The organism is Octadecabacter arcticus 238 (genome assembly GCF_000155735.2).
Classification (GTDB): Bacteria; Pseudomonadota; Alphaproteobacteria; order Rhodobacterales; family Rhodobacteraceae; genus Octadecabacter; species Octadecabacter arcticus.
This window is the reverse complement of the sequence record NC_020908.1, coordinates 3,594,615-3,616,407: the sequence shown is the minus strand read 5'-3', so window position 1 is coordinate 3,616,407 and position 21,793 is coordinate 3,594,615. Positions and strand designations below refer to the sequence as shown.

At 57.8% G+C, this 21,793-nt stretch carries 17 protein-coding genes and 1 pseudogene; 14 read left to right on the top strand and 4 right to left on the bottom strand.

From position 1 onward, the window contains the following. Positions 1-4 precede the first annotated feature (4 nt). The 5 genes and pseudogenes from OA238_RS18740 to OA238_RS18720 all read left to right on the top strand — a co-directional run bounded on the left by OA238_RS18740 (position 5) and on the right by OA238_RS18720 (position 5,585). A complete protein-coding gene (locus OA238_RS18740) occupies positions 5-1,645 on the top strand; it encodes a peptide ABC transporter substrate-binding protein (protein WP_015496393.1) in 1,641 nt (546 codons plus the stop codon). A 67-nt stretch (positions 1,646-1,712) separates the two neighbouring features. Further along, the gene (locus OA238_RS18735; RefSeq protein ID WP_015496392.1) at positions 1,713-2,702 is read left to right on the top strand and encodes an ABC transporter permease subunit; all 990 of its coding nucleotides are present in this window, start codon (positions 1,713-1,715) and stop codon (positions 2,700-2,702) included. 35 nt (positions 2,703-2,737) lie between these two features. Further along, a pseudogene (locus OA238_RS18730) lies at positions 2,738-3,637 on the top strand (ABC transporter permease subunit). After that, complete coding sequence (locus OA238_RS18725) at positions 3,638-4,609, top strand: oligopeptide/dipeptide ABC transporter ATP-binding protein (protein WP_015496391.1); 972 nt, start codon at positions 3,638-3,640, stop codon at positions 4,607-4,609. Next, on the top strand, positions 4,602-5,585 hold the full coding sequence (locus OA238_RS18720; RefSeq protein WP_015496390.1) for an oligopeptide/dipeptide ABC transporter ATP-binding protein: 984 nt from the start codon (positions 4,602-4,604) through the stop codon (positions 5,583-5,585). Before OA238_RS18725 ends, OA238_RS18720 begins: the two co-directional genes overlap by 8 nt. A 3-nt stretch (positions 5,586-5,588) precedes the next feature. Here the strand turns inward: OA238_RS18720 and OA238_RS18715 are convergent, their stop codons facing one another. Next, complete coding sequence (locus OA238_RS18715; RefSeq protein WP_015496389.1) at positions 5,589-9,341, bottom strand: translocation/assembly module TamB domain-containing protein; 3,753 nt, start codon at positions 9,339-9,341, stop codon at positions 5,589-5,591. Continuing rightward, complete coding sequence (locus tag OA238_RS18710) at positions 9,341-11,122, bottom strand: autotransporter assembly complex protein TamA (RefSeq protein WP_015496388.1); 1,782 nt, start codon at positions 11,120-11,122, stop codon at positions 9,341-9,343. The genes OA238_RS18715 and OA238_RS18710 overlap by 1 nt, the downstream gene beginning before the upstream one ends. A 136-nt stretch (positions 11,123-11,258) precedes the next feature. Here OA238_RS18710 and OA238_RS18705 point away from each other — a divergent pair, with 136 nt between their 5' ends. The 3 genes from OA238_RS18705 (at position 11,259) to OA238_RS18695 (ending at position 14,499) form a co-directional block, all read left to right on the top strand. Continuing rightward, positions 11,259-12,242, top strand: a complete 984-nt coding sequence (locus tag OA238_RS18705; RefSeq protein ID WP_015496387.1) for a membrane dipeptidase — start codon at positions 11,259-11,261, stop codon at positions 12,240-12,242. A gap of 122 nt (positions 12,243-12,364) precedes the next feature. Continuing rightward, positions 12,365-14,011 carry a hypothetical protein gene (locus OA238_RS18700; RefSeq protein ID WP_015496386.1) on the top strand — a complete coding sequence of 549 codons (1,647 nt, stop codon included), beginning with the start codon at positions 12,365-12,367 and terminating at the stop codon, positions 14,009-14,011. Next, positions 14,008-14,499: a DUF3726 domain-containing protein gene (locus tag OA238_RS18695; protein ID WP_015496385.1), complete on the top strand. Its 492-nt coding sequence runs from the start codon at positions 14,008-14,010 to the stop codon at positions 14,497-14,499. The genes OA238_RS18700 and OA238_RS18695 overlap by 4 nt, the downstream gene beginning before the upstream one ends. Positions 14,500-14,505: 6 nt before the next feature. On the opposite strand, the gene truA is transcribed toward OA238_RS18695, so the two are convergent. Then, positions 14,506-15,276, bottom strand: coding sequence for a tRNA pseudouridine(38-40) synthase TruA (truA, locus tag OA238_RS18690; protein ID WP_015496384.1), 771 nt, complete (start codon positions 15,274-15,276; stop codon positions 14,506-14,508). A gap of 98 nt (positions 15,277-15,374) precedes the next feature. On the opposite strand from truA, the gene OA238_RS18685 reads away from it, so the two are divergent. Both OA238_RS18685 and OA238_RS18680 read left to right on the top strand, forming a co-directional pair. After that, positions 15,375-16,790, top strand: a complete 1,416-nt coding sequence (locus tag OA238_RS18685; RefSeq protein ID WP_015496383.1) for a YcjX family GTP-binding protein — start codon at positions 15,375-15,377, stop codon at positions 16,788-16,790. Beyond that, a complete protein-coding gene (locus OA238_RS18680; RefSeq protein ID WP_015496382.1) occupies positions 16,787-17,800 on the top strand; it encodes a YcjF family protein in 1,014 nt (337 codons plus the stop codon). The genes OA238_RS18685 and OA238_RS18680 overlap by 4 nt, the downstream gene beginning before the upstream one ends. On the opposite strand, the gene OA238_RS18675 is transcribed toward OA238_RS18680, so the two are convergent. Beyond that, positions 17,794-18,825, bottom strand: coding sequence for a M42 family metallopeptidase (locus OA238_RS18675; RefSeq protein WP_187293202.1), 1,032 nt, complete (start codon positions 18,823-18,825; stop codon positions 17,794-17,796). The genes OA238_RS18680 and OA238_RS18675 overlap by 7 nt on opposite strands. Positions 18,826-19,110: 285 nt before the next feature. Between OA238_RS18675 and OA238_RS18670 the strand changes: the two genes are divergently transcribed. The 4 genes from OA238_RS18670 to OA238_RS18655 all read left to right on the top strand — a co-directional run bounded on the left by OA238_RS18670 (position 19,111) and on the right by OA238_RS18655 (position 21,790). Continuing rightward, the gene (locus OA238_RS18670) at positions 19,111-19,614 is read left to right on the top strand and encodes a type III secretion system chaperone family protein (RefSeq protein WP_015496380.1); all 504 of its coding nucleotides are present in this window, start codon (positions 19,111-19,113) and stop codon (positions 19,612-19,614) included. Positions 19,615-19,701: 87 nt separating this feature from the next. After that, positions 19,702-20,514 (top strand): pyrroline-5-carboxylate reductase, encoded by an 813-nt coding sequence (proC, locus tag OA238_RS18665; RefSeq protein WP_015496379.1) that lies wholly within the window; start codon positions 19,702-19,704, stop codon positions 20,512-20,514. Continuing rightward, positions 20,511-20,846: a tRNA-binding protein gene (locus tag OA238_RS18660; protein WP_015496378.1), complete on the top strand. Its 336-nt coding sequence runs from the start codon at positions 20,511-20,513 to the stop codon at positions 20,844-20,846. The genes proC and OA238_RS18660 overlap by 4 nt, the downstream gene beginning before the upstream one ends. Beyond that, positions 20,840-21,790 carry a 2-hydroxyacid dehydrogenase gene (locus tag OA238_RS18655; RefSeq protein ID WP_015496377.1) on the top strand — a complete coding sequence of 317 codons (951 nt, stop codon included), beginning with the start codon at positions 20,840-20,842 and terminating at the stop codon, positions 21,788-21,790. Before OA238_RS18660 ends, OA238_RS18655 begins: the two co-directional genes overlap by 7 nt. Positions 21,791-21,793: the final 3 nt, after the last annotated feature.

Below are 21,793 nucleotides of genomic sequence, written 5' to 3'. Positions count from 1 at the left end.
TCACATGACATTTAAAACAAAACTTCTCGCCTCGACAGCGGCGTTACTGATAGTGACTGGCGGTGCCGTGCTGGCTGACGGCCATGCAACCCATCCAGATACCGGCGTCGCGCTCGCGTCTGATCAGTCGTTCACTTATTCAATTTTGGATGATTTTCCGTCCATCGACCCTGCTTTGGTTGAAGACGTCGAAGGCGCATCTGTCGCCCGTGACTTGTTTGAAGGTCTCATGACCGAAGACGCCAACGGTGCCGTACAGCCTGGTGTGGCGACTGGCTTTGAGGTGTCCGAGGATGGCCTGACCTATACGTTCACCCTGCGTGAAAATGCCAAGTGGTCGAACGGTGATCCGGTCGTCGCGGGCGATTTTGTTTATGGCCTGCAACGCGCGGCCAACCCCGAAACCGCATCGGAATATGCGTGGTACCTCGAAGTCATGGGCGTCGAGAACGCAGCCGCAGTCACCGCTGGCGACATGCCGTTGGACGCGCTGGGTATTTCGGCACCTGACGATTTCACGGTTGTCTATACAAACGACGCACCGCGTCCGTATTTCCCGCAGATGACCACATTCCCGACCACATTCCCGCAGCACCGTGCCACCATCGAAGCGCATGGCGATCAGTGGACCCGCGCTGAAAATATGGTTTCCAACGGTGCCTATGTTCTGTCCGACTACGTGCCAGCAGAAAAGCTCGTGCGGTCGCGCAATGCGATGTACTGGGACAATGACAACACCATCATCGAAGAGATCACAGCGCTGATTATCAACGATTCCAACCAAGCGCTCACACTCTATTTGGCGGGCGAAATTGATGTTGTGATGGACGTGCCTGCGGGGCAGTTCCCACGCCTGAATGCTGAATATCCAGGTGAGGCGCTGAGCCTGCCGTCTTCGTGCACATATTATTACCAGTTCAACCAGTCCGACAGCGGTCCTGAGGCCCTTAAAGATGTGCGTGTACGCCAAGCGCTGAGCCTTGCAGTCAACCGTGACATCATCACCGACAACGTGCTGGCTGGTGGTCAACGGCCATCTTGGACATTGACGCACTGGGCCATCGCCGGATGGGAGCAGCCCGAAATCGCAGTCGCATCCATGACGCAGGATGAGCGCAACGCCATGGCGGTCGAGTTGATGGCCGAGGCAGGCTACGGGGACGACAACCCGCTGACCTTGGAGATTGTGTACAACACATCCGACAGCCACCAATCCGTGGCCGTGGCGGTTGGACAAATGTGGAAACAGACGCTGGGCGTCGACGTTACCTTGGCCAACCAAGAATGGGCCACGTTCCTTGATACCCGCGGTGAGCAGAACTATGAAGTTGCGCGGGGCGGCTGGTGTGCGGATTACAACGAACCGTCCACCTACACGGACCTTCTGACATCTGGATCCGCCTACAACGACGGCAAATACATCGATGCCGATATTGACGCATTGGCACAAGAGGCAAAGTTCGCCGAAGACGCCATGCCGCTGTACCGTGAGATGGAACAGATCGCTTCTGACAACGCCTACTTCCTGCCGATCTATCACTACGCATCCGTGCGGATGATCGCGCCGGACATGGAAAACTGGCCAACGGAAAATCTGTTGCAGAACTGGTATTCCAAAGACCTCTATATCAGCGCGAGCGAGTAGCGTTTCGACCGTCTAAAAAAGCCCGCGCCACCATTTCGGTGGCGCGGGACCTTGCAAAGGACCCCTGATGTATAGCTTCATTGCAAAACGGCTGGCGATCGCCGTGCCGACCTTGCTGATCCTCATTATTTTTTCGTTCATCTTGATGTTCGCGGCCCCCGGTGGCCCGTTCGGCGGTGAACGCCCGCCCCCTGCCGCGGTACTGGCCAATATCGAAGCCCGCTACGGCCTTGATCAGCCCTACATCGTGCAGATGTTCAGCTACGTCAAAAACGTCGTTTTCTACTTCGATTTTGGCCCTTCATTTCAATACCGTGACCGGACGGTCAACGATGTGATCGCCCAAGGTTTTCCTGTGACGCTGACCTATGGTGCGTGGTCCGCGCTTGTGGCCGTGGTTGTTGGTGTGTCGCTTGGTGTGGCGGCGGCGATCCGCCAGAATACGTGGCTGGACTACTTGGCCGTTGGCATCACCATCGGCGCACAGGCTTTGCCGAACTTTGTGATGGCGCCTGTGTTGGTGTTGCTGTTCACGCTTGGCCTCGGCTGGTTGCCCGGTGGCGGTTGGTCAGGTGGCTTGCTGATTGATGCGTGCGATGCCGGGGATCGGTTGTGTTTCAACAATCCATTCGGCGGTGCTGTGCGGTTTGATTACTTGATCCTGCCGGTCATCGCGCTGTCCACGTCGTATATGGCCTCCATTGCGCGGATCACTCGGTCGTCCATGCTCGAAGTTATGAATTCCAATTTTATCCGCACCGCGATTGCCAATGGTCTGCCCATGCGCCGCGTCATTTTCCGCCATGCACTGAAGCCTGCGTTGCTGCCGGTGATTTCTTACCTTGGTCCTGCCGTTGTAGGGATGATCACAGGATCGGTTGTCGTTGATGTGGCGTTTTCTACCGGTGGCATCGGGCAGTTCTTTGTGAACTCCGCGTTCAACCGCGACTACGCCGTCATTTTGGGCATCACCATTTTGGTCGGCGCGCTGACGATCCTGTTCAACCTTCTGGTCGACGTGCTTTACGCGTGGATTGACCCGAAGATCTGGTACTAAGGGAGGCTGGGATGATTAAGCAAACTGACGTGAAAATGCTGGAACAAACCGCACACCTTGCACAGGTTCGGGGCAGATCATTGTGGGAAGACGCCCGCGTGCGGTTCTTTCGCAACAAAGCCGCGGTTGCAGGGTTGTTCGTACTGATTGCCATCTGCGCCTTTGCGTTGTTTGGTAGGTTATTCGCCAAGTTTGAACCGGACTACGTGGACTTCAGCCTGATGGGGGCAAACGCCTATCAGGGCGTTCCATCGCTCAGCTCAGGCCATTATTTCGGCACTGACATCGATGGGCGCGACCTGTTTGCACGCACGGTGCAGGGCACATCCATTTCGCTCTTGGTCGGGATTGTCGGGTCGCTGGTCGCGGTGATCGTTGGCACGCTTTACGGCGCGACCGCAGGCTACGTCGGTGGGCGCAAGGACGGCATCATGATGCGTATCGTCGATATCTTGATGTCGATTCCGTTCATGTTTGTGCTGATCCTGATGCTGGTCATTTTTGGGCGCTCGATCTTGATGCTGTTCATTGGCATCGGGTTGATCTCATGGCTCAATATGGCGCGGATTGCGCGGGGTTAGACGCTGACGATCAAGAACAAAGAATTCGTTGAGGCGGCGATTGCCACGGGGGTGTCCCCCTTCACCATAATCCTGCGCCACATCATTCCGAACTTGCTGGGCATTGTGATCGTTTACGCGACGCTGCTGGTTCCCGAAATGATCATCTTTGAGAGCTTCATTTCCTATCTCGGCCTAGGCGTACAGGAACCTAACACGTCGCTCGGTGCGCTGATCAATGCGGGCGCGAGCCAGATGACCAATGGCACGCTGTGGATGCTGTTTTACCCCCTTGGTTTCTTCCTTATCACGCTGTTCGCCTTTTTCTTTGTGGGTGACGGCCTGCGCGACGCACTAGACCCGAAGGACCGCTAAATGCTGTTAGATGTTTCAGACCTGACGGTGACGTTTCGCACCAACGACGGCCCCGTGCACGCGGTGAATGGGCTGTCATTTGCCATTGATGAAGGCGAAACACTGGCCATTGTCGGCGAAAGCGGCTCGGGCAAAAGCCAGACGGCGTTCGCCATTATGGGGCTATTGGCCAAGAACGGCGGCGCGACGGGCAAGGCGGTGTTTGATGGCACTGACTTGCTGGCCCTGACACCGCGCCAATTAAACACAGTTCGCGCGCAAAAGATTGCGATGATCTTTCAGGACCCAATGACATCGCTCAATCCCTACATTCGCGTCAGCAACCAAATGGCCGAGGTTTTGCAGCTCCATAAGGGGATGAGCAAACGTGCGGCCGTGGCCGAAGCGGTCCACATGCTCGATGCGGTGCGCATTCCGGATGCCAAAACCCGCATCAACATGTATCCGCACGAATTTTCTGGAGGTATGCGCCAGCGGATCATGATTGCGATGGCGCTGCTGTGTCGTCCACGTTTGCTTATTGCCGATGAACCCACGACCGCTTTGGACATTACGGTTCAAGCGCAGATCATGAAATTGCTGGCCGGTATTCGCGACGAATTTGGCACTGCGATGGTTTTGATCACCCATGATCTGGGCATCGTGGCGGACGCGTGCGATCGCACTTTGGTGCTGTATGGTGGACAGATCATGGAACAGGGACAGACCGATGACGTGTCTGAATCCCCGACGCATCCTTACACAAAGGGTCTGCTGCGCGCCGTGCCACGCCTTGATCGCGATGATGATCAATTGCTGACAATTGCGGGGGAACCACCCGACATGTCAAACTTGCCCCAAGGCTGCCCGTTTTCGCCGCGCTGCGAGATCGCGAAAGACATCTGCGTGACCACGAAACCCGTAAAAGAACCGGTTGGCGATGATCACCTTCGCGCCTGCCATGCGACGCTGTCGGAGGTGGCAAATGTCTGAACCAATCCTCTCGGTCCGCGATCTATCGGTGACATTCGATGTCCGGCCCCAAAATGCATGGCCATGGACGCCGTCGCTTAAACTACAGGCCGTATCCGGTCTTAGCATCGATCTGCAACCCGGTGAAACATTGGGTCTGGTGGGTGAAAGCGGGTCAGGGAAATCCACGCTTGCACGCGCAATCATTGGCACGGTTCCAGTGTCGGGTGGCAATATTTTGTACAAGGGCCAAAGCCTGATGGCGATGGGGCGACAAGAACGCCGCAAACATCGTCGTGACGTGCAGATGGTCTTCCAAGACCCGCTTGCATCGCTCAACCCGCGCATGACTGTTGGTGATATCATTGCCGAACCTTTGGTGACGCACGAACCAGACACGCCGCGCAAAGACGTCAAATCGCGTGTCGGCGAATTGATGGAACGGGTTGGGCTGCTACCCAACATGATAAACCGTTATCCACATGAATTTTCTGGTGGGCAATGTCAGCGCATTGGGATTGCGCGTGCGTTGATCCTGAAACCCAAGCTGATGATTTGTGACGAACCAGTGTCGGCGCTGGATGTGTCGGTGCAAGCGCAGGTCGTGAACCTTCTGACCGAACTTCAAAAAGACATGGGGCTTTCGATGATTTTCATCGCCCATGATCTGTCCGTGGTGAAACACATTTCTGATCGCATCGTGGTGATGTATCTTGGACGCCCAATGGAAATTGGCCCGTCCAAGGAGGTCTGCCGCGCCCCGACGCACCCCTACACGCAAGCCTTGATCGCTTCGGTACCGATCCCCGACCCCAAAGCTGAACGCGCACGCGTTCGACCCATACTAGAGGGTGATTTGCCCAGTCCGCTGGCGCCGCCGTCAGGCTGTTTGTTCCGCACCCGCTGCCCTAAAGTGCAAGCCGTCTGCGCGGGTGATCGGCCTGTCATGGACACCAGTGGCCCTGATCAAATGGTCGCCTGTCCGTTTCACGACTAGGCGTTAATAGTCGCGTTCAAAGAAAATCCCGACGCTGGTGTCCCCGTCAGATCCAACTGACCCACGCGCGGTAAAATTGTTATCAATGTCGACGTTCAGGTTGATCTCGGATGTCCCGTCTGACCCGATTATCACGTCGGTATAGACGTTTTCGGACAGATACTTGCCCGCGCGAACACCGGCATTGCCGTCCTCATCGGTCACGAAATCCAGATCGTCCAGATCAAGCCCTTCGCGCAGGTTTGCCACCACACCGCCCCCCCCATTGCCCGCCAAGGTCGCCACAGCAGACGCCAGTTGCACGGCCTGAAGCGGTGAGATTGATGAAATGTCGCGACCAAACAGCAGTTGCGCCAACACTTCATCTTGCGGCAGGTCAGGGACACTTTCGAACCGCACGTCGATGTTATCGGCAGGGCCCTCTATTATGATACTGACCAAGGTGCCAGTGCCGGCTTCCGTTGTTGCGACAAGGCGCAAGAACGGCGTGAAATCGCCCTGAAGTTGGGCAAACCCTTCGTCTAGATCAAACCGCTGGCCCAGAATGCTCAGCCGGCCCCGCACCAGATCAAAACGCCCGATCGGCACCAGCGTTTTCAGGCTTCCGGTTAGACGAAGCTGGCCACCGAGTTCGGCGTCCAGTCCGCGACCACGCACAAAGATACGCGACGGCGCGCGGATCAACAGATTGATTGGAAAATCGGGGCCGGCGCGGGTCTGGAGTTCGGTTGACGGGGTCCCTCCGACGCCCGCGCGATCAAGGGTGGTGCGAATATCCATGCGCGGGCCAAGATGGGTGACCTCTGGCAAGCTGCCAAGAGCGCTGACGCCAGTGGACGGCACCTGCACTTCGACCGCCCCAAGATCGATTGTCCCCGCGATTGCCGCACCGCCAGCAAGGGGACCGTTCACGGTCACTTGGCCATTTGCCGTTGCGCGGTACAACGTCGGATCACGCAGCACGACATCACCGAGCTGCGCTGTCAGCGCCGCCTGAAAGGGCGACGATAGATCAACGGGTCCCGATAGCGCCACGGTTCCACCCTCTGCACTGGTGCCGCGAATATCAAGACGAACTGTCCCTCCCGCAAGCAGCAGCGTGCCGTTAATGTCTTCAACAGCCTGTTGCAGGTTCGGCGCAGCCAATCGCGCATTGCTGATCGTCACAGGACCGCGCACCGAACTTAGGTCTGCTGGACCATTTATCGATAGATCAAACCTAGCGAGGCCGTTGATCTGGTGTGGCGCAATATAAAGGTTGGCAAGGTCCAGTGGTGCGGACCCTGTGAGCGACATGTTCAGCTGACCAGCGTTTGAAATGCGCCCCGTTGCCCGCGCGGCCGTCCCCACGGGTCCTGTGGCGTCCCCTGTGACGGCCCAGCCAGCCGGGTCTTGGCGGGCGGTGATGTCAGCGACCAGCGGGCCGGAAAAGTCTGATACCAGCAGGGCAATGTCGCGCAACCGGACGGACAGATTGGCGACTGTGTCCGTTCCCGACGTGGCAACCGTGCCGCCTGCTGTCAGGTTCGGGAACACCACGTCAATGGCGTCAAGTCGCAGGCGTCCGGCCTCAGACAGGCTGACATCCGCGTCGATCCGACCCAGACCCGCCAACACCCGATCAAGTGCGGATGATCCTGCGCGCAGGTCTTGCGTGCGGGCCCTGACATCTGCGTTCATCGCACCCGTGGTGGTGGTGAATGTGCCATCCAAAGCAACCGACAGACCGCCGCCAATCTGTTGCCCCACCAGATCTCTGTAGGCGCCCAGTTCATCCACCGCGATCGCCGCTTCTGCGCGAACAACATAGCCACCTTCAATGGGGGATGCGTTGCCTTGCGCTGAGGCTTCGGCCCTCGGCGCGGTCACACCGGCGTCGAGTGTGATCACGCCTTGTGTATCGGTTTGCACGTCTGCCGTCAGCGTCGCGGGACCAGACAGGCTTGGCGTCACAAGATTCAGATCTGTAATCTGTGCGGTGAAATTCGCGCTGGTGGCTTGTGAGGTGATGTCAGCGTTGCCTGTTGCCTGCACCGCGTCATTGCGCAAATCAATGCTGCGCAGTCGGGTTCCGTCCGTGTCGCGCTCCACGCCCAGCGTCAGCGTGCTGGTCCCCGCCAAAAGCGGGTCCGCCTGCGTGATCCCAATGGAAAGCCCATCGGTCTGCGCTGCGATCTCGAAGTTAAATATGCCGTCAAAAGGCTGCACCGTTCCCGACAAGTCCACCGTGCCGCGACCTGAAAGATCAAGACCCGTAAGGGCAGCAAAACGGCTGAAATCTTCGGCTTCAAACGAAATGCCGGCTTGGGTGCGGAACCGTTCCTCCGGCCCCTCGATTCTCGCACTGCCCTGTGCTTGAATACCCGCACCGTTGATCGTCAAGGCGTTTACAATGAACGGCTCCGCTTCGATGCGGCCGAAATCCAAAGTGCCCTCAATATCGGACCCGATTGCTTCTGTAAGGGTCGTATCTGCAAGTGCTAGGCCGCGCGCCGCATAGTTCAGATCAGCCGTAAATCGGCCAAGGGTGCCGACGCCGCTTGGTACGATCACGCCACCACCTGACAGGGCCAATGCATCAACCGACACACCGTCGCGCACCAATGATGTGATGTCGAACGCGCCCGTCCATGCGTCATCGTTTGCCGTATCGTATTGCACGTTCAAGGACATGCCGCTGACTTCGGTAGATGCGCCACCTATGGGTAACAACACGCGGTCTGTGCTGCCCGTGCCAAGATGTCCGCGCAAATCAATCGCTTCCGGCCAGCCGTTGGCATCAATGCGCGATGAACCACGTAGCACCAGTTGATCGGCAGCAACGATAATATTGGAAAGACGCACCCCGCCCAGCCCGAATGACGTGCCCTCGACCCGCAGCACCGTTGAGGCGCCGAAGAACGCGTCATATTGATCGGACAGCAGCGGGCGCAGATCGCCTTCCATGTTCACAAAAAAGGCCTGATCAATGCTACCGGAGGGGCGCGAAAGCTGGACGGTGCCTGTGATACGATCTACGTCATCCGTCGTCAACGCAATATCGCCGACAAAGCCATCCCACGGCGCATCGCCCGCGATTTCAAGTTTCACCGACGGGCGATCTGGTAGGTTCAACATCCGTGCGGCGATGCCGTTCTGGCCCTCTTCGGCGAGCAGGAATAGCCCAAGCTGTCGCGCCTCGTTTTCGTAAGCTGCATTGACGATAAAGCGCCCGACTTTGCTATCGGTGCGCTCCAGCGTGAAAGCTGTGCTGCCCGCGCCATCTCCAAGCGTCAAAGCCCCCTCAAAGCGCGCCGTCAAAGATTCGCCCAGTAGGGCTTCGGTCAGAACGATTTCGGTAGCTGAAATTTCTGTAATGTCGATGGACACAGGCAGGTCAGGTAGACTGAAAGGCGTGGCTTCTGCCGTCGGTAGGTCAACCATGTCGGTGTTCGCGATGGGCAGGCGGATCAATTCAATCCGCTCCGCGCTGAGCTTACCAATCTCGACCCGCCCCGACAGCAATGCGGAACGGTTCCAGTCAATTGTCAGCCCGTCAAGGCGCAGCCAAATGCCGTCTGGATCGGCAATCGTGATGGCATCCGCCGTCGCCGCTGAACTTAAAGCGCCCTGAAAGTTGATCAGACGGACCGTTAAGTCGTCGTTATTTATAGTGTCTTCGATCAGGCCAGTGATGAAATCGCGGTCGTCTTCAGCGCTTTGCGCCGCTGCAAAGCCCGCCCAAGTTACCAACAAAAGCGTCAAAATTATGCGCATCAAAACGATTGCCCTATGCCAATATAGACCTCAATCCGCTCACCTGCCTCGTCGCCTGAGGCTGGCGTCGCAACGTCTAACCGGATCGGACCAATCCCTGTGTCGTAGCGCAATCCAAGCCCTGCACCGGCATGCCAATCACCATTTTCAAACGGGATTGCGTCGGCGCCGACAAAACCTGTGTCGTAAAATCCGACAACGCCAATGCTATCGGTGATATCCACGCGCGCCTCAAATTGAGCGCCGAAAAACGAGGTGCCGCCAATTTCATTGCCGCCGCCCAAATCCACTGCAAGGGATTGATACGGCTGCCCACGGACAGTGCCGCCACCACCGGAATAAAATAAGTAGCTGGCCGGCACATCCGCCGCATCTGCACCAAGGATTGACCCGATTTGGCCACGCAAGGCCAGCGTGACGCGGTCGTCTTGGCCAATGCTGCGATAAATTCGGCCATCACCGTAAATGCGTGCGCCGCTGTCGGCGCCATTCAGGCTCAAAAACGGTGCAACCAAAAGGTCAGCATAATATCCAAACGTCGGATTAAGCGCGTCGTTGCGCCGATCAACTGTGCCTTCAAGTGGCGCGTAAATCAGGCTGTAGGTTCGGTCACCCAGATCGTCAGACACTTCGCCGACGGTATAACCAAGCCCGTATTCCAAGATCACGTCGTCATAAATGCGGCGGACAATGCCGGCTTCAATGCTCGCGTCGCGCTCAAAGAACGACGGTTCGTCGAGCTGGGCGATATTTGTATTAATATAAAGATCGGTGTCTTGGCGAAATGTTGCAGGGCGCAAATAGGAAGCACCAAGGCTGTAATCTATGCCACCAGTGCCGCCAGACAGCCCTGTAATTTCACCGTCAACGCGGAACCGCTCCGCGCCGCCAAGCAGGTTGCGATGCAACCAGTACCCCGACAGGGTCAATCCTGACACCGTCGAATATTCGACACCCGCGCCAATTCTGCGCGATGTTTGTTCGACGACGGCAATGGTCATTGGCAGGGTGCTACCGACAGCCGCGTCGCCCTCGATGAGTGCGGCTGCTGTGAACGCACCGGTGCGGCGCAAGTTCGCCTCTGCGCGCACAATTGCGTCGGGATCAAATGTTCCCGTTGGCAGACCCGCGATGTCGCGTACGCGATCGGTGCGCACGGCGCCATTTCCTGTCACCACGACGTTGCCAAACCGGAGCTCAGGCCCAGGGGCGATGACAATCGCCACATCAAGCTTTTCGTCGTCATGGCGCGCAGTAATCGTTTGCCCGTCGGTTTGCGCTAAAGGGTGGCCCGCGTTGCGCCAACCAACGACGGCAGCGCTCGCGGCGTCACTGATATCATCCGAACGCGCGGTGTTGCCGGTTGTGAAGGCTTCTGGCATCTGCGTCGCGCGCGCCAATGGTTCGATGTCTGCACGCCCGAATGTGAACCGTGGTCCCGGTGTCACCGACAACACGACGGTTTTGACCGACCCGCGCGGTACCAACGGGTCAATCCCCGAGGCTTCGATTCCGTCGATAAAAATGGAAATAGTGCCGCCGTAGAATCCTTCTGCGTACAGCCCCGTCAGCAGCCGGCGATAGTCGGCCCGCGCCGCGGCGACATAATCCTGCGGCGCATCTGCACCATCGCGTTCAAGCGCCAATGTCAGTGAGGCGGCGGTCAAAATCGTTTGCAGTTCTTCGTCAGCTTGTGGGGCATCCAAACGCACGTCTTGCGACGAGGACCCTGACGGGATCACCCATGACATCAAAGCCAGAATAGGGATCAATTTGCGCATATTTGCCTGCTCGTCAAAAGTCTCTACAACTTCATACCAAACAAGATGCGTAGACGAAATGCAAAAGGCCCCTTAACCGTTCCCTTGCCGATCACAATTTTTGGCATTTTCGCGATAGATGGGGCAGGGTGCGCACATGGGATATTTGATTGATAATTTGCAGTACGCCAATTGGTCTGAAAAGATTTTCCGCCAGATGCGGGAAGGTAGCGTTGACGCCGTCCATGTGACGATCACCTACCACGAGAGTTTCCGCGAAATGGTGCTGCAACTTGAGGCATGGAACCGCCGGTTTGAACAATTTCCAGATCTTATTATGCGCGCAACTACAATGGGTGATGTGGACATGGCGCGCGCAACAGGCCGCACCGCGATTCTCTTTGGCTTCCAGAACCCCAGCCCTATTGAAGATGACATTGGTCTGATTGAAATAGTGCATCAACTGGGCGTGCGGTTCATGCAGTTGAGCTATAACAACCAATCCTTACTGGCGAGCGGATGTTACGAGGCAAATGACACAGGCCTGACCCGTTTTGGCGTGCAAGCTGTGGCCGAAATGAACCGTGTCGGGCTTGTCGTCGATATGAGCCATTCGGGCGATCGATCTACATTGCAAGCCATCGATGCGTCGTCGCGGCCCATCGCGATCACCCACGCGAACCCCAGCTGGTGGCATCCTGCACGCCGTAATTTTGGCGACGATGTAATCAAATCCCTTGTCGCGCAGGGTGGTATGATGGGCTTTTCGGTTTATCCGCACCATCTTCAGTCTGGATCGGACTGCACAATTGAAAATTTCTGCCAGATGGTTGCGGACGCCGCATCGCGCTACGGGGCCGAAAATCTCGGGATCGGCAGCGACCTGTGTCAAGATCAGCCGGACAGCATCGTCGAATGGATGCGCGTCGGGCGATGGTCAAAGGCCATGGATTACGGCGAGGGAACCGCCGACGCGGCGGGTTTCCCAGCCATGCCAAGCTGGTTTGGCGACAACCGTGATTTTGGCAATATCCGTGCGGGATTTGCCGCCGTTGGCATGTCAGACAGCGAAGTCGACGGAATTATGGGCGACAATTGGTACCGTTTTTATGGTGAGAATTTCGGCCCCGCCAACAGCTGATACAATGGCGTGGCTGCGCCACACGCGATGTCTTATTGGCGCAGGGTCGAATACGTCGCTTTTGAACACGGATCAGTGGTTTTTGGCTTTGACGGATGAAAGCACTCTGGCAGGATGCAGCAATGCTGGATCAACCCACACCTTTGCCACAGATTGCCCTTCGCGCGCCCGACGTTGTGATGCGTTTGCGGCGCATGGGGGCATCGTTCCCGACGCGATTGTCGTTTCTACGTGTCCTTTTGCGCCGCCTTTCCGCGGAAAATGCGCAAGTTGCTCGACCTGTTTGGGCCATGGACGGCGACGGGTTCGGGCATGCGGTTTATTCGGTCACATTTGGCGGACATGTCTATTCGCTGGTCGCAGTGTCGACAGATTTGCCGCCCGAACTGCGCACCGACCGCGTGATCGCGTCAGCGTGGGACACTGCGTATGTTTTGTATGACGGGGTGCCGTGTGCGGATGAAATCGCACGGATCGTGGCAACCGCGCCCTTGCAAGAAGCGGCGCGTTTCACGGCGCGTGATCTCGTTCTGAGCCGCGCCAACAAATCAGTTCGCCTGTTTGCCCACACGGTTGAACGGCTTCGGGCAGGCCAGCAACCGGACGCGGACTTGGTCCGCTCAACAGGGTATTTGATGCGCACCACAGCCGTTTACGGCAACGGCAAGTTTGGCATCGCGGACCGCGATGTGTTCGCCACCCGCGACGGCATGGGCGGGCCGTTCATGGCTGAAATGCTCACGGTGTGGCTGATCCGCGGCTTCACACATGATCTGGTTGAACATGTTGGCGGTGCACCGCTTGATGCGCATCTGAAACGGCATCTGGGGATTGGGAATTCAACGGGGTTGGGGATGGCCCCGTTCTTGGTTTCACATCCAATGCTGTTGAACGCGTGGATCACAGCGCGCGAAACTGCATTGGCGCGGGTGCGTGCGATTGAAACCCTAGAGGATGCGCAGATTGAGGTTATTTATGACCTGGTCAAACGCGCCGCGCAGCACCTGTCGGAATGGCAGGTTCCTGATCACATCGGGCAGCAACGCATCGACCAGATGCGCCGCGAATGGCCGCAACTGGCCGCGCTGATGACGCCAGACGCTATGACAGGACGGATGCCGCTTGATCATTTGTGGTTGGCATCGGCGAAATTTTCTATCGACACGCAAGAATGCCTCGCGGCGCTGTTGATCGAACCGTTCGGGAATCTGGTCGATGATTTATGCGCCAGTATGGCGACCGAACAGCACGCAACGCTTGATCCGTCGATGACCTGCGCAGACTTACAGGCCCTGATTGACCGAGATTGGGCCTGGGCGATGTGTGATTACGATCAACCCGAGGCGTGCCACCAGTTCTGGTATGTATCCGAGGCAAAGGCCGAGCCACGCCTTGGTTTGCGCCACAAGGAAGACGGTGCCGCATTGGAAAGCCCGCTCGACATTGCCCGTCAGGTTGCAGGTTTAGTGCCGCATTTGCAGAATGGCGGCAGCGTTGCGCAACTGTTGGCACGCCACCCTGAACACCGCGCGGCGGTGCGACGGGTGCAGTCGCTTGACGGCGCGCCCTATGCGGAAATTCGTGACAATCTGATCGGGCGGGCGTGTTTGCCAATTGATATGTTGCGTTGCAAATTAGGGTTCTTTGGAGCGGCCAAGTTTGACCCTAAATCGGACCGTTGGACGCGGATCACCCTATGCCAAGGCGCACCCTTACGCGATGAATTGGGCAACGCCGACAACTGGTGGCTGCCCACGTTTGACGCATGACTGACCGCTTTGAGAAATCCGCCAATGAGATCGAGGCGCTGGTTCTAAAGGCCGCGCGCGGCGGCGGTCTGTCGCTTGGTCTGGCTGAGGATTTGGCGAAGGCGACTGCCTTCCTCGATCTGGACCAGCTTGCGATTTGTCCTTGTCACAAGGGCGGCGCGGCAATTGCTATCCCGACGGCACTTGACCTTGTCGCAGCGGGCGACGGGCCGCAAACTGTCGTCGCGGATCGTGCAACAGTTGATGCCTATGTCGCATCAATTGAACATCACACAGGGCAAACTCTGATTTGGGATGCCACATCAACGGGCGCGGTATTCCAGCGGTTTGAACGGACAAAATCCGTCGTGCATTCAAGCAAAGGACGGCGTGTCATACCTGCCGCACTCAACGGTCACCTTACTGATATGGCGGCGAAAACCTTGGTCCCGGAAACCGAAAGCTCCCGCATTGGTGGGGCTGGTGCAGGGCTGACGGACAACGACTAACCGCGTTCAGGCAAACGGGTCTTCGGGGTAGCTGACGCCGGCCAAGTATAACCCATGCGGTGGGCAAACCGGTCCGCAGGCGGTGCGGTCGCGGGCGTTTAATGCGGCCGTCACATCATCGGGCGTCCACGCGCCTGCGCCGACCCGTTCCAGTGTGCCGACAAAGCTGCGCACCTGGTTGTGCAGGAAAGATCGCGCGCGCACGTGGAACTGGAACTCTTGTGCGCCATCAACGCGGGTAACTTGTTGCACTTTCAACCCGTCCAACGTGCGCATCGGGCTGTCCGCCTGACACACTGTTGATCGAAATGTTGTGAAATCATGGTGACCCAGCAGACGATCTGCACCCGCCTGCATCAAAGCCCCGTCCAGTTTTTGGCCGACCTGCCAGACCTTGCCCACCTCCAACACCAAAGGCGCGCGGCGGTTCACCAACCGAAACAAATAACGCCGCTCAAGCGCTGAAAAGCGCGCGTGCCAATCATCTGACACCTGTGCGCAGGCGACGATAGAAATCGGCGCGGGCTTAAGATGGAAATTCAACGCCTCGGACAGGCGGAACGCATCCCAAGCTTTGTCCATATCGCAATGCGCCACTTGCCCCAAGGCGTGCACCCCGGCATCTGTACGCCCTGCTGCGCCAATCTTGTGTTCGCGCGGTTCCAGTTTTGCCAATGCAGCTTCTATCGCGCCCTGAACCGACGGATCGCTGGTTTGACGCTGCCAGCCGCAAAACGGTGCGCCGTCGTATTCAATTTTGAGCGCGTATCTGGGCATGGACTCGGCTTAGGCGTGCTGGTTGGTGAAATCAATCCCTACACATCGGGTTGGCGGCCACCTATCTTAGCGGTAAAGAATTTTGAAAGGTGCTAAGTGTGGTCATAACAACCCTTGCGGATACCATCACGCGTAGCGTGGGTGCAGTTACAGACACGTTAAGCGCACCGTTCACGGAACCGGTTATCCGCTTGGGTGTGACGGGGCTCAGTCGCGCAGGAAAGACGGTGTTTATCACGTCTTTGGTCGCCAACTTGTTAAACCGTGGGCGGATGCCGCAATTTCATGCAGCGGCGTCGGGGCGCATTCAGACGATTTATTTGCAACCGCAACCCGACGATACGGTGCCGCGGTTTGATTACGAAAACCACCTTGCCGCGCTGACCGCCAAGACACCACACTGGCCCGAGGGCACGAAGCGGATTTCAGAATTACGCCTGTCAATGCGGGTGCAGCCGACAGGGTTGCTCGGCTCGTTTCAGGGTCCGCGCACGGTGCATTTGGATATCGTGGATTATCCCGGCGAATGGCTGTTGGATTTGTCCCTGATGGATAAAGATTTCGCGACGTGGTCTGCCGAAGTCTTATCGCGCTTGGCGGGTCGCCCCGCCGCCGCGGATTTTGCAACAGCGCTTGAAGCGTGTGACCCCGCAAAGGGGTTTGACGAACCACAGGCAAAGGGCCTTGCAGCTGCATTTACCGCCCATCTCAACGCCGCGCGTGAGGCCGGGTTTTCCGACTGCACGCCTGGGCGGTTCCTGTTGCCCGGTGATCTCGAAGGCTCGCCTGTGTTGACATTCGCCCCGCTGCCACTGGTGGACCGGCCCGCCCGCAAATCCCTGTGGCGCGAATTTGAGCGGCGGTTCGAGAGCTACAAACGCAATGTCGTGCGCCCGTTCTTTCGCGATCATTTCGCAAAGATCGACCGCCAGATCGTGCTGGTCGACATGCTTGGCGCGATCCATTCCGGCCCGCAAGCGGTTGAGGACATGCGCCGCGCTATGGCGGATATCCTTGGCGCTTTTCGCCCGGGCCGTAACAGTTTCCTGACACGGCTTTTTCAAGGCCGACAGATTGACAAAATTCTGTTTGCCGCGACCAAAGCTGACCATTTACACCACCAACAACACCCGCAATTGACCGCCATAACCCAAGCACTTTTGCGTGATGCGCAAGACCGCGTGGAATTTTTTGGCGCCACAACGCAGGCCATGTCCATCGCCGCGTTGCGCACCACCGTTGAAGAAACCCGCAACCACAAAGGTGCAAACCTTGGCGTGGTGCGCGGCCAGCTATTGAACACCAATGAACAAAAAGCATTCTACCCCGGTGCCTTACCCAGCGACCCCGCACATCTGCTTGGCCCCGCACGATCGGGGGCAGAAAACTGGCTTGATGCAGACTATGAAATCATGAGTTTCGCGCCTGCGCCGCTCACCCTCAAACCCGGGGATGGGCCGCCGCATATCCGACTTGATCGCGCTGCACAGTTTCTATTGGGGGATAAGCTATGACACAAAAAGCCAAAAACGGCCCCGTTCTTTTTGATCTGGACGGTACTGATGATTTGACGCCATCGACAGCGCTACCGGTGCCAGAACTGGACGTCATCCCGACCCCTGCCGCCATGCAGCGCGTGGCGAGTTTGGCAGCAAAAGGCCCGAACCGTCTGGCGCGTTGGTTTTGGGGCCTTCTGGTTTCGCTCATCAGTTTCCTGATCGGCGTGGCTGCTTGGGATTTCATGATTGGCTTGCTGGACCGCTCACCCGTTTTAGGTTTGATCGCTGTTGGTCTAACGGGGTTGTTTTGCGGCGTCCTGTTGCTGATCACCTTTCGGGAAATGGCGGCATTCGGGCGATTGCGCCGCGTTGATCGCATCCAGACCGGTGCCACCGAAGCGCTACTTGACCACAATCTGACCCGTGCGCGCGAAGTTACGTCCCAGATCATGGCGCTGTATCGTGGCCGCGATGACACCCGTTGGGGACGGCAGGCATTTGCCGATAAACAAGGAGACGTGCTGGACGCAGACGCACTTCTGGGCCTTGCAGAAACCACGATCCTTGCGCCGTTGGACGCCCGCGCAAGGCTTGAGGTCGAGGCCGCTGCGCGCCAAGTCGCCACCGTCACGGCAATTGTGCCGCTGGCATTGGCAGATGTGTTTACCGCCCTTATGGCCAATATGCGAATGATCCGACGTATTGCTGAAATCTACGAAGGACGCGCAGGTACACTGGGAACTTGGCGGCTGACCAAACAGGTTTTGTCGCATTTGGTTGCAACGGGGGCCGTCGCCGTGGGGGACGATCTGATTGGGTCGGTCGCGGGCGGCGGTGTGCTGTCCAAAGTGTCGCGTCGTTTTGGCGAAGGTGTCATAAACGGCGCGCTCACCGCCCGCGTTGGCGTCGCCGCCATGGAGGTTTGCCGCCCACTTTCTTTTACCGTTGAACGCAAACCGTCCGTCACCAGCCTGGTGAAGCGCAGCCTGACAGGCCTGTTCGGACTGACATCAAAAGATCACTGATCGGCCAGATACGCCGTTAAAATGTCCAACGCCGCCTGCAAATCTGTTTTGTGGATCATCTCTGTGACCGTGTGAATATAGCGCGTGCCAACGACGATCCCGACAGCCCGCGCACCTGCTGCTGCCTGTTGTGCGGCGGCCCCGTCTTGGCCGCCGGCGGCCAGCATCGTGCGTTGATAGGGGATGTCATTCTTGATCGCGAGTGTTTCAATCTCGCGCACCAATGCCTTGTCCGCGATGAAGCTACTGTCGCGCACATGTAACCCGAATCCTTTGCCTTGAACTGTTGTCGCGTCCTTGTCGGGCACGCCGGGCGTGTCGCAGGCCAGCGTGGTGTCGATGCCAATGCCGATGTCTGGCTGTACCTTGAACGCCGACGTTCGCGCCCCGCGCAGCCCGACTTCTTCTTGTGTCGTGAACACCACGTGAATCTCCGCTCCGCGCCCTTTTGAGCCGAGCTTTTTCATCATCTCAATGCCGAGCCAGCACGCGATCCGATTGTCGAGCGCTTTAGACACAAACTTGTCGCCGATTTCGATGAACGGTTCATCCATCACCACAAAATCGCCGACTTTGATGACGTCCTTGGCGGCCTCGCCCAAGCCGAGATCAACGTAGAACTCCCCGACCTCAGGAATCTTTTTGCGATCCTCAGCCGATGAAATGTGGATCGGTTTGCCGCCCGGGTTCATCACGCCCTTGAAGTCGCCATCTTCGGTGCACACCAGCACGCGGCGCGAGAACAGATTGCGCGGATCAAAGCCGCCGACAGGCTGCAAGTACAGATACCCTTTGTCGCTGATATGGCTGACAAGAAAGCCGATTTCGTCCATGTGGCACAGCAACATGATCTTCGGCGCGTCCGGTTTGTCGGCGTCACGGCGACATAGGAGCGATCCCATCGGATCGACTGTGACCTCGTCAAACAGGCCGTCAATCTCGCTCATGATCAACTTGCGCACGCGGTCTTCATGGCCCGGCACACCTGGCATTTCACACAGTTGACGGAGAAGTTCGGCGTTCATTTTAGACATTGGGGCGTCCTTTCGGGGCGGGGTTGCCCAAAGACTGATCCAGTGGCCATCCCGATGCAAGGGGCGGATCAAAGGTTAAAAAGGGGCTGACCTTCCGTGCTTATCCCCTGATTTTTGCGCCACACCACCGCTTATCCCCAAGAAAATGCTTTACAGGAGGGGGGGTAAAAAGCGACGATATCTAGTGAGGAGGGGGCTATGTATCCTTTCTGATTGAGCAGGATACCAGATATAGCCTCTGTCAAGGCGGTCTGGTTTGGACAGGAGGGTTCACGAATGGTACTCGCAGAAAGTTTTGAGTTCACGGATGATATCCACCCGATTGATCTGGTGGAACATATTGCAGAACACCACGCGTGGGAGTTTGATCGCATCCACGACGACCAGATTGCATTTGCCGTGGAAGGCCAATGGCGTACCTATGCGATCACGCTGGCGTGGTCGGCCTATGATCAAACCCTGCGCCTGATCTGCACGTTTGAAATGGAACCACCGGCTGAGCGTATGGCCGAGCTTTATGAATGTCTGAACCTGACCAATGACATGTGTTGGGCGGGCGCGTTTACATTCTGGGCCGATCAAAAGCTGATGGTGTATCGCTATGGTCTTGTCCTCGCGGGTGAACAGGTTGCGGGACCCGAACAGATTGACACGATGATCAACGCGGCTGTGCTCAGCGCTGAGCGTTTTTATCCGGCGTTCCAATTGGTCACATGGGCCGAACGCACGCCCAAAGACGCCATTCAGGTCGCCATCGCAGAAGCCTACGGGCGCGCATAACTGCGCATGTGAAATAGGCGGTCCCAACCGCTTGAACCCTTGCTTTGTGCGCCCTACGATCCGGCGCAACAAAGCGAGGGTTTTTTCATGTCGATGGCAGCAATAGAACAACGTGGCATGGTCCTTTTGGGCTGTGGTAAGATGGGGTCGGCGATGCTGGCGGGATGGTTGTCGGGCGGCTTGTCCCCCACAGCCATCTGGGTCTTGGACCCATACCCGAGCGATTGGTTGCGCGGCACGGGCGTGCATGTGAACGACGGCGTGCCCGCCAACCCCGCCATCGCGTTGATCGCGGTGAAACCACAAATGATGGGGGACGCGCTGCCGTCGATGGCAGCCCTTGGCAATGCATCAACCGTGTTCTTGTCCATCGCTGCGGGCACACCTATTTCTGCGTTTGAGACTGCGCTGGGCGCTGATAGCCCGATTATCCGCGCCATGCCCAACACCCCCGCCGCGATTGGGCGTGGGATCACGGCCATCGTCGGTAACGCCAACGCGACAGCGGCGCATATGGACATGGCGGACGCCTTGCTGCGCGCCGTTGGTCAGGTCGTGCGGCTTGAGGACGAACACCAGATTGACGCGGTGACTGGCGTCAGCGGATCGGGCCCAGCCTATGTATTTCATCTGATTGAAACCTTGGCGGCGGCTGGCGTGGCCGAAGGCTTGCCCGCAGATTTGGCAATGAAACTGGCCAAAGCCACAGTCGGTGGTGCTGGGCAATTGGCCGAAGACGCAGATGAAGACCCCAGCCAATTGCGCGTCAACGTCACATCGCCAAACGGCACGACCCATGCGGCGTTGCAGGTGCTGATGGACGAGAAAACTGGATTTCCGCCCTTGCTGCGCCGCGCCGTCAAGGCAGCAGCCGATCGCGGGCGGGAATTGGGCAAATGAGCGCTATTACTTTTGATGATTTCCTCAAGGTAGACATCCGCGTTGGCCGAGTCGTGCGCGCCGAAGCGTTTCCAGAAGCCCGCAAACCCGCGATTAAAATGTGGATCGATTTCGGGGCTGAAATTGGTGAACGCAAAACCTCAGCCCAGATCACAGACCACTACACCGCGGGCGATTTGATCGGGCGGCAGGTCATCGGCGTCGTCAATTTTCCGCCCCGCCAGATCGGCCCATTCATGTCAGAAGTGTTGGTGCTGGGCGCCCATGATGCAACCGGCGTGATCCTGATCGCGCCTGACAAAGAAGTCCCCCTAGGAGAACGCATGTGCTGAAAAAACTTCTGATAACGCGGCCCATTGCAGCCCCGGTTCTGGTGCAAGCCAAGGCGATATTTGACGTGACTGTGCACGCAGGCGGTAAGCTGTCTGTCACGCAGGCAGCACAGGCGCTGGCACAGTTTGATGCGATCCTGCCGACCTTGGGCGATGGGTTCACAGCTGACGCATTTGTCGGTGAAATACGATGTAAGATGATTGGCAACTTCGGTGTCGGCTATAATCATATCGACGTGGATGCGGCAGCGAAAGCTGGCGTAATCGTATCCAATACCCCGGACGTCTTGACCGATGCGACGGCGGACATTGCGCTGACGTTGTTGCTGGCGACAGCGCGTCGCGCAGGCGAAGGCGAACGGTTCGTGCGATCTGGCAAATGGGGTGGCTTTGATGGTGGCGGCATAATGGGCACCCATGTGACGGGCAAGACGCTGGGTGTGATCGGCATGGGGCGGATCGGGCACGCGATTGCGGCGCGGTGTCATTACGGGTTTGGCATGGACGTGGTGTTTCACAACCGATCGCCCAAAGTCGTGCCCGTTCCTGCGCGGCAATTGGATGGGCTGCATGACGTTATGGCAGCGGCGGACTTTGTCGTTGTGGCGACCCCAGGCGGGGCAGGGACGACCAAGTTGATTGATGCGGCGGCGTTGGCCGCAATGAAACCCACGGGAATATTCATCAACATTTCACGCGGCGAAGTCGTGGACGAAGACGCGTTGATCGCGGCCTTGGAAACCCGCCAGATCGCGGGCGCGGGGCTTGATGTGTATGAAAACGAACCCCATGTCCCGTCGCGCCTGCTGGCCTTGGAGAGCTGCGTTTTACTGCCCCATCTTGGATCAGCGACACAAGAAACCCGTCAGGCGATGGCGCAGATGGCGCTGGATAATATCATCGCTTGGGCCGACGGGGGGGACCCACCACAGCGGGTGAACTAGCGC

Excerpts from the sequence above, each read along its gene's own strand:
- OA238_RS18740 (WP_015496393.1), top strand. The coding sequence starts at position 5 with ATGACATTTAAAACAAAACTTCTCGCCTCGACAGCGGCGTTACTGATA.
- OA238_RS18735 (WP_015496392.1), top strand. The coding sequence starts at position 1,713 with ATGTATAGCTTCATTGCAAAACGGCTGGCGATCGCCGTGCCGACCTTG.
- OA238_RS18725 (WP_015496391.1), top strand. The coding sequence starts at position 3,638 with ATGCTGTTAGATGTTTCAGACCTGACGGTGACGTTTCGCACCAACGAC.
- OA238_RS18720 (WP_015496390.1), top strand. The coding sequence starts at position 4,602 with ATGTCTGAACCAATCCTCTCGGTCCGCGATCTATCGGTGACATTCGAT.
- OA238_RS18715 (WP_015496389.1), bottom strand. The coding sequence starts at position 9,341 with ATGCGCATAATTTTGACGCTTTTGTTGGTAACTTGGGCGGGCTTTGCA.
- OA238_RS18710 (WP_015496388.1), bottom strand. The coding sequence starts at position 11,122 with ATGCGCAAATTGATCCCTATTCTGGCTTTGATGTCATGGGTGATCCCG.
- OA238_RS18705 (WP_015496387.1), top strand. The coding sequence starts at position 11,259 with ATGGGATATTTGATTGATAATTTGCAGTACGCCAATTGGTCTGAAAAG.
- OA238_RS18700 (WP_015496386.1), top strand. The coding sequence starts at position 12,365 with ATGCTGGATCAACCCACACCTTTGCCACAGATTGCCCTTCGCGCGCCC.
- OA238_RS18695 (WP_015496385.1), top strand. The coding sequence starts at position 14,008 with ATGACTGACCGCTTTGAGAAATCCGCCAATGAGATCGAGGCGCTGGTT.
- truA (WP_015496384.1), bottom strand. The coding sequence starts at position 15,276 with ATGCCCAGATACGCGCTCAAAATTGAATACGACGGCGCACCGTTTTGC.
- OA238_RS18680 (WP_015496382.1), top strand. The coding sequence starts at position 16,787 with ATGACACAAAAAGCCAAAAACGGCCCCGTTCTTTTTGATCTGGACGGT.
- OA238_RS18675 (WP_187293202.1), bottom strand. The coding sequence starts at position 18,825 with ATGAACGCCGAACTTCTCCGTCAACTGTGTGAAATGCCAGGTGTGCCG.
- OA238_RS18670 (WP_015496380.1), top strand. The coding sequence starts at position 19,111 with ATGGTACTCGCAGAAAGTTTTGAGTTCACGGATGATATCCACCCGATT.
- proC (WP_015496379.1), top strand. The coding sequence starts at position 19,702 with ATGTCGATGGCAGCAATAGAACAACGTGGCATGGTCCTTTTGGGCTGT.
- OA238_RS18660 (WP_015496378.1), top strand. The coding sequence starts at position 20,511 with ATGAGCGCTATTACTTTTGATGATTTCCTCAAGGTAGACATCCGCGTT.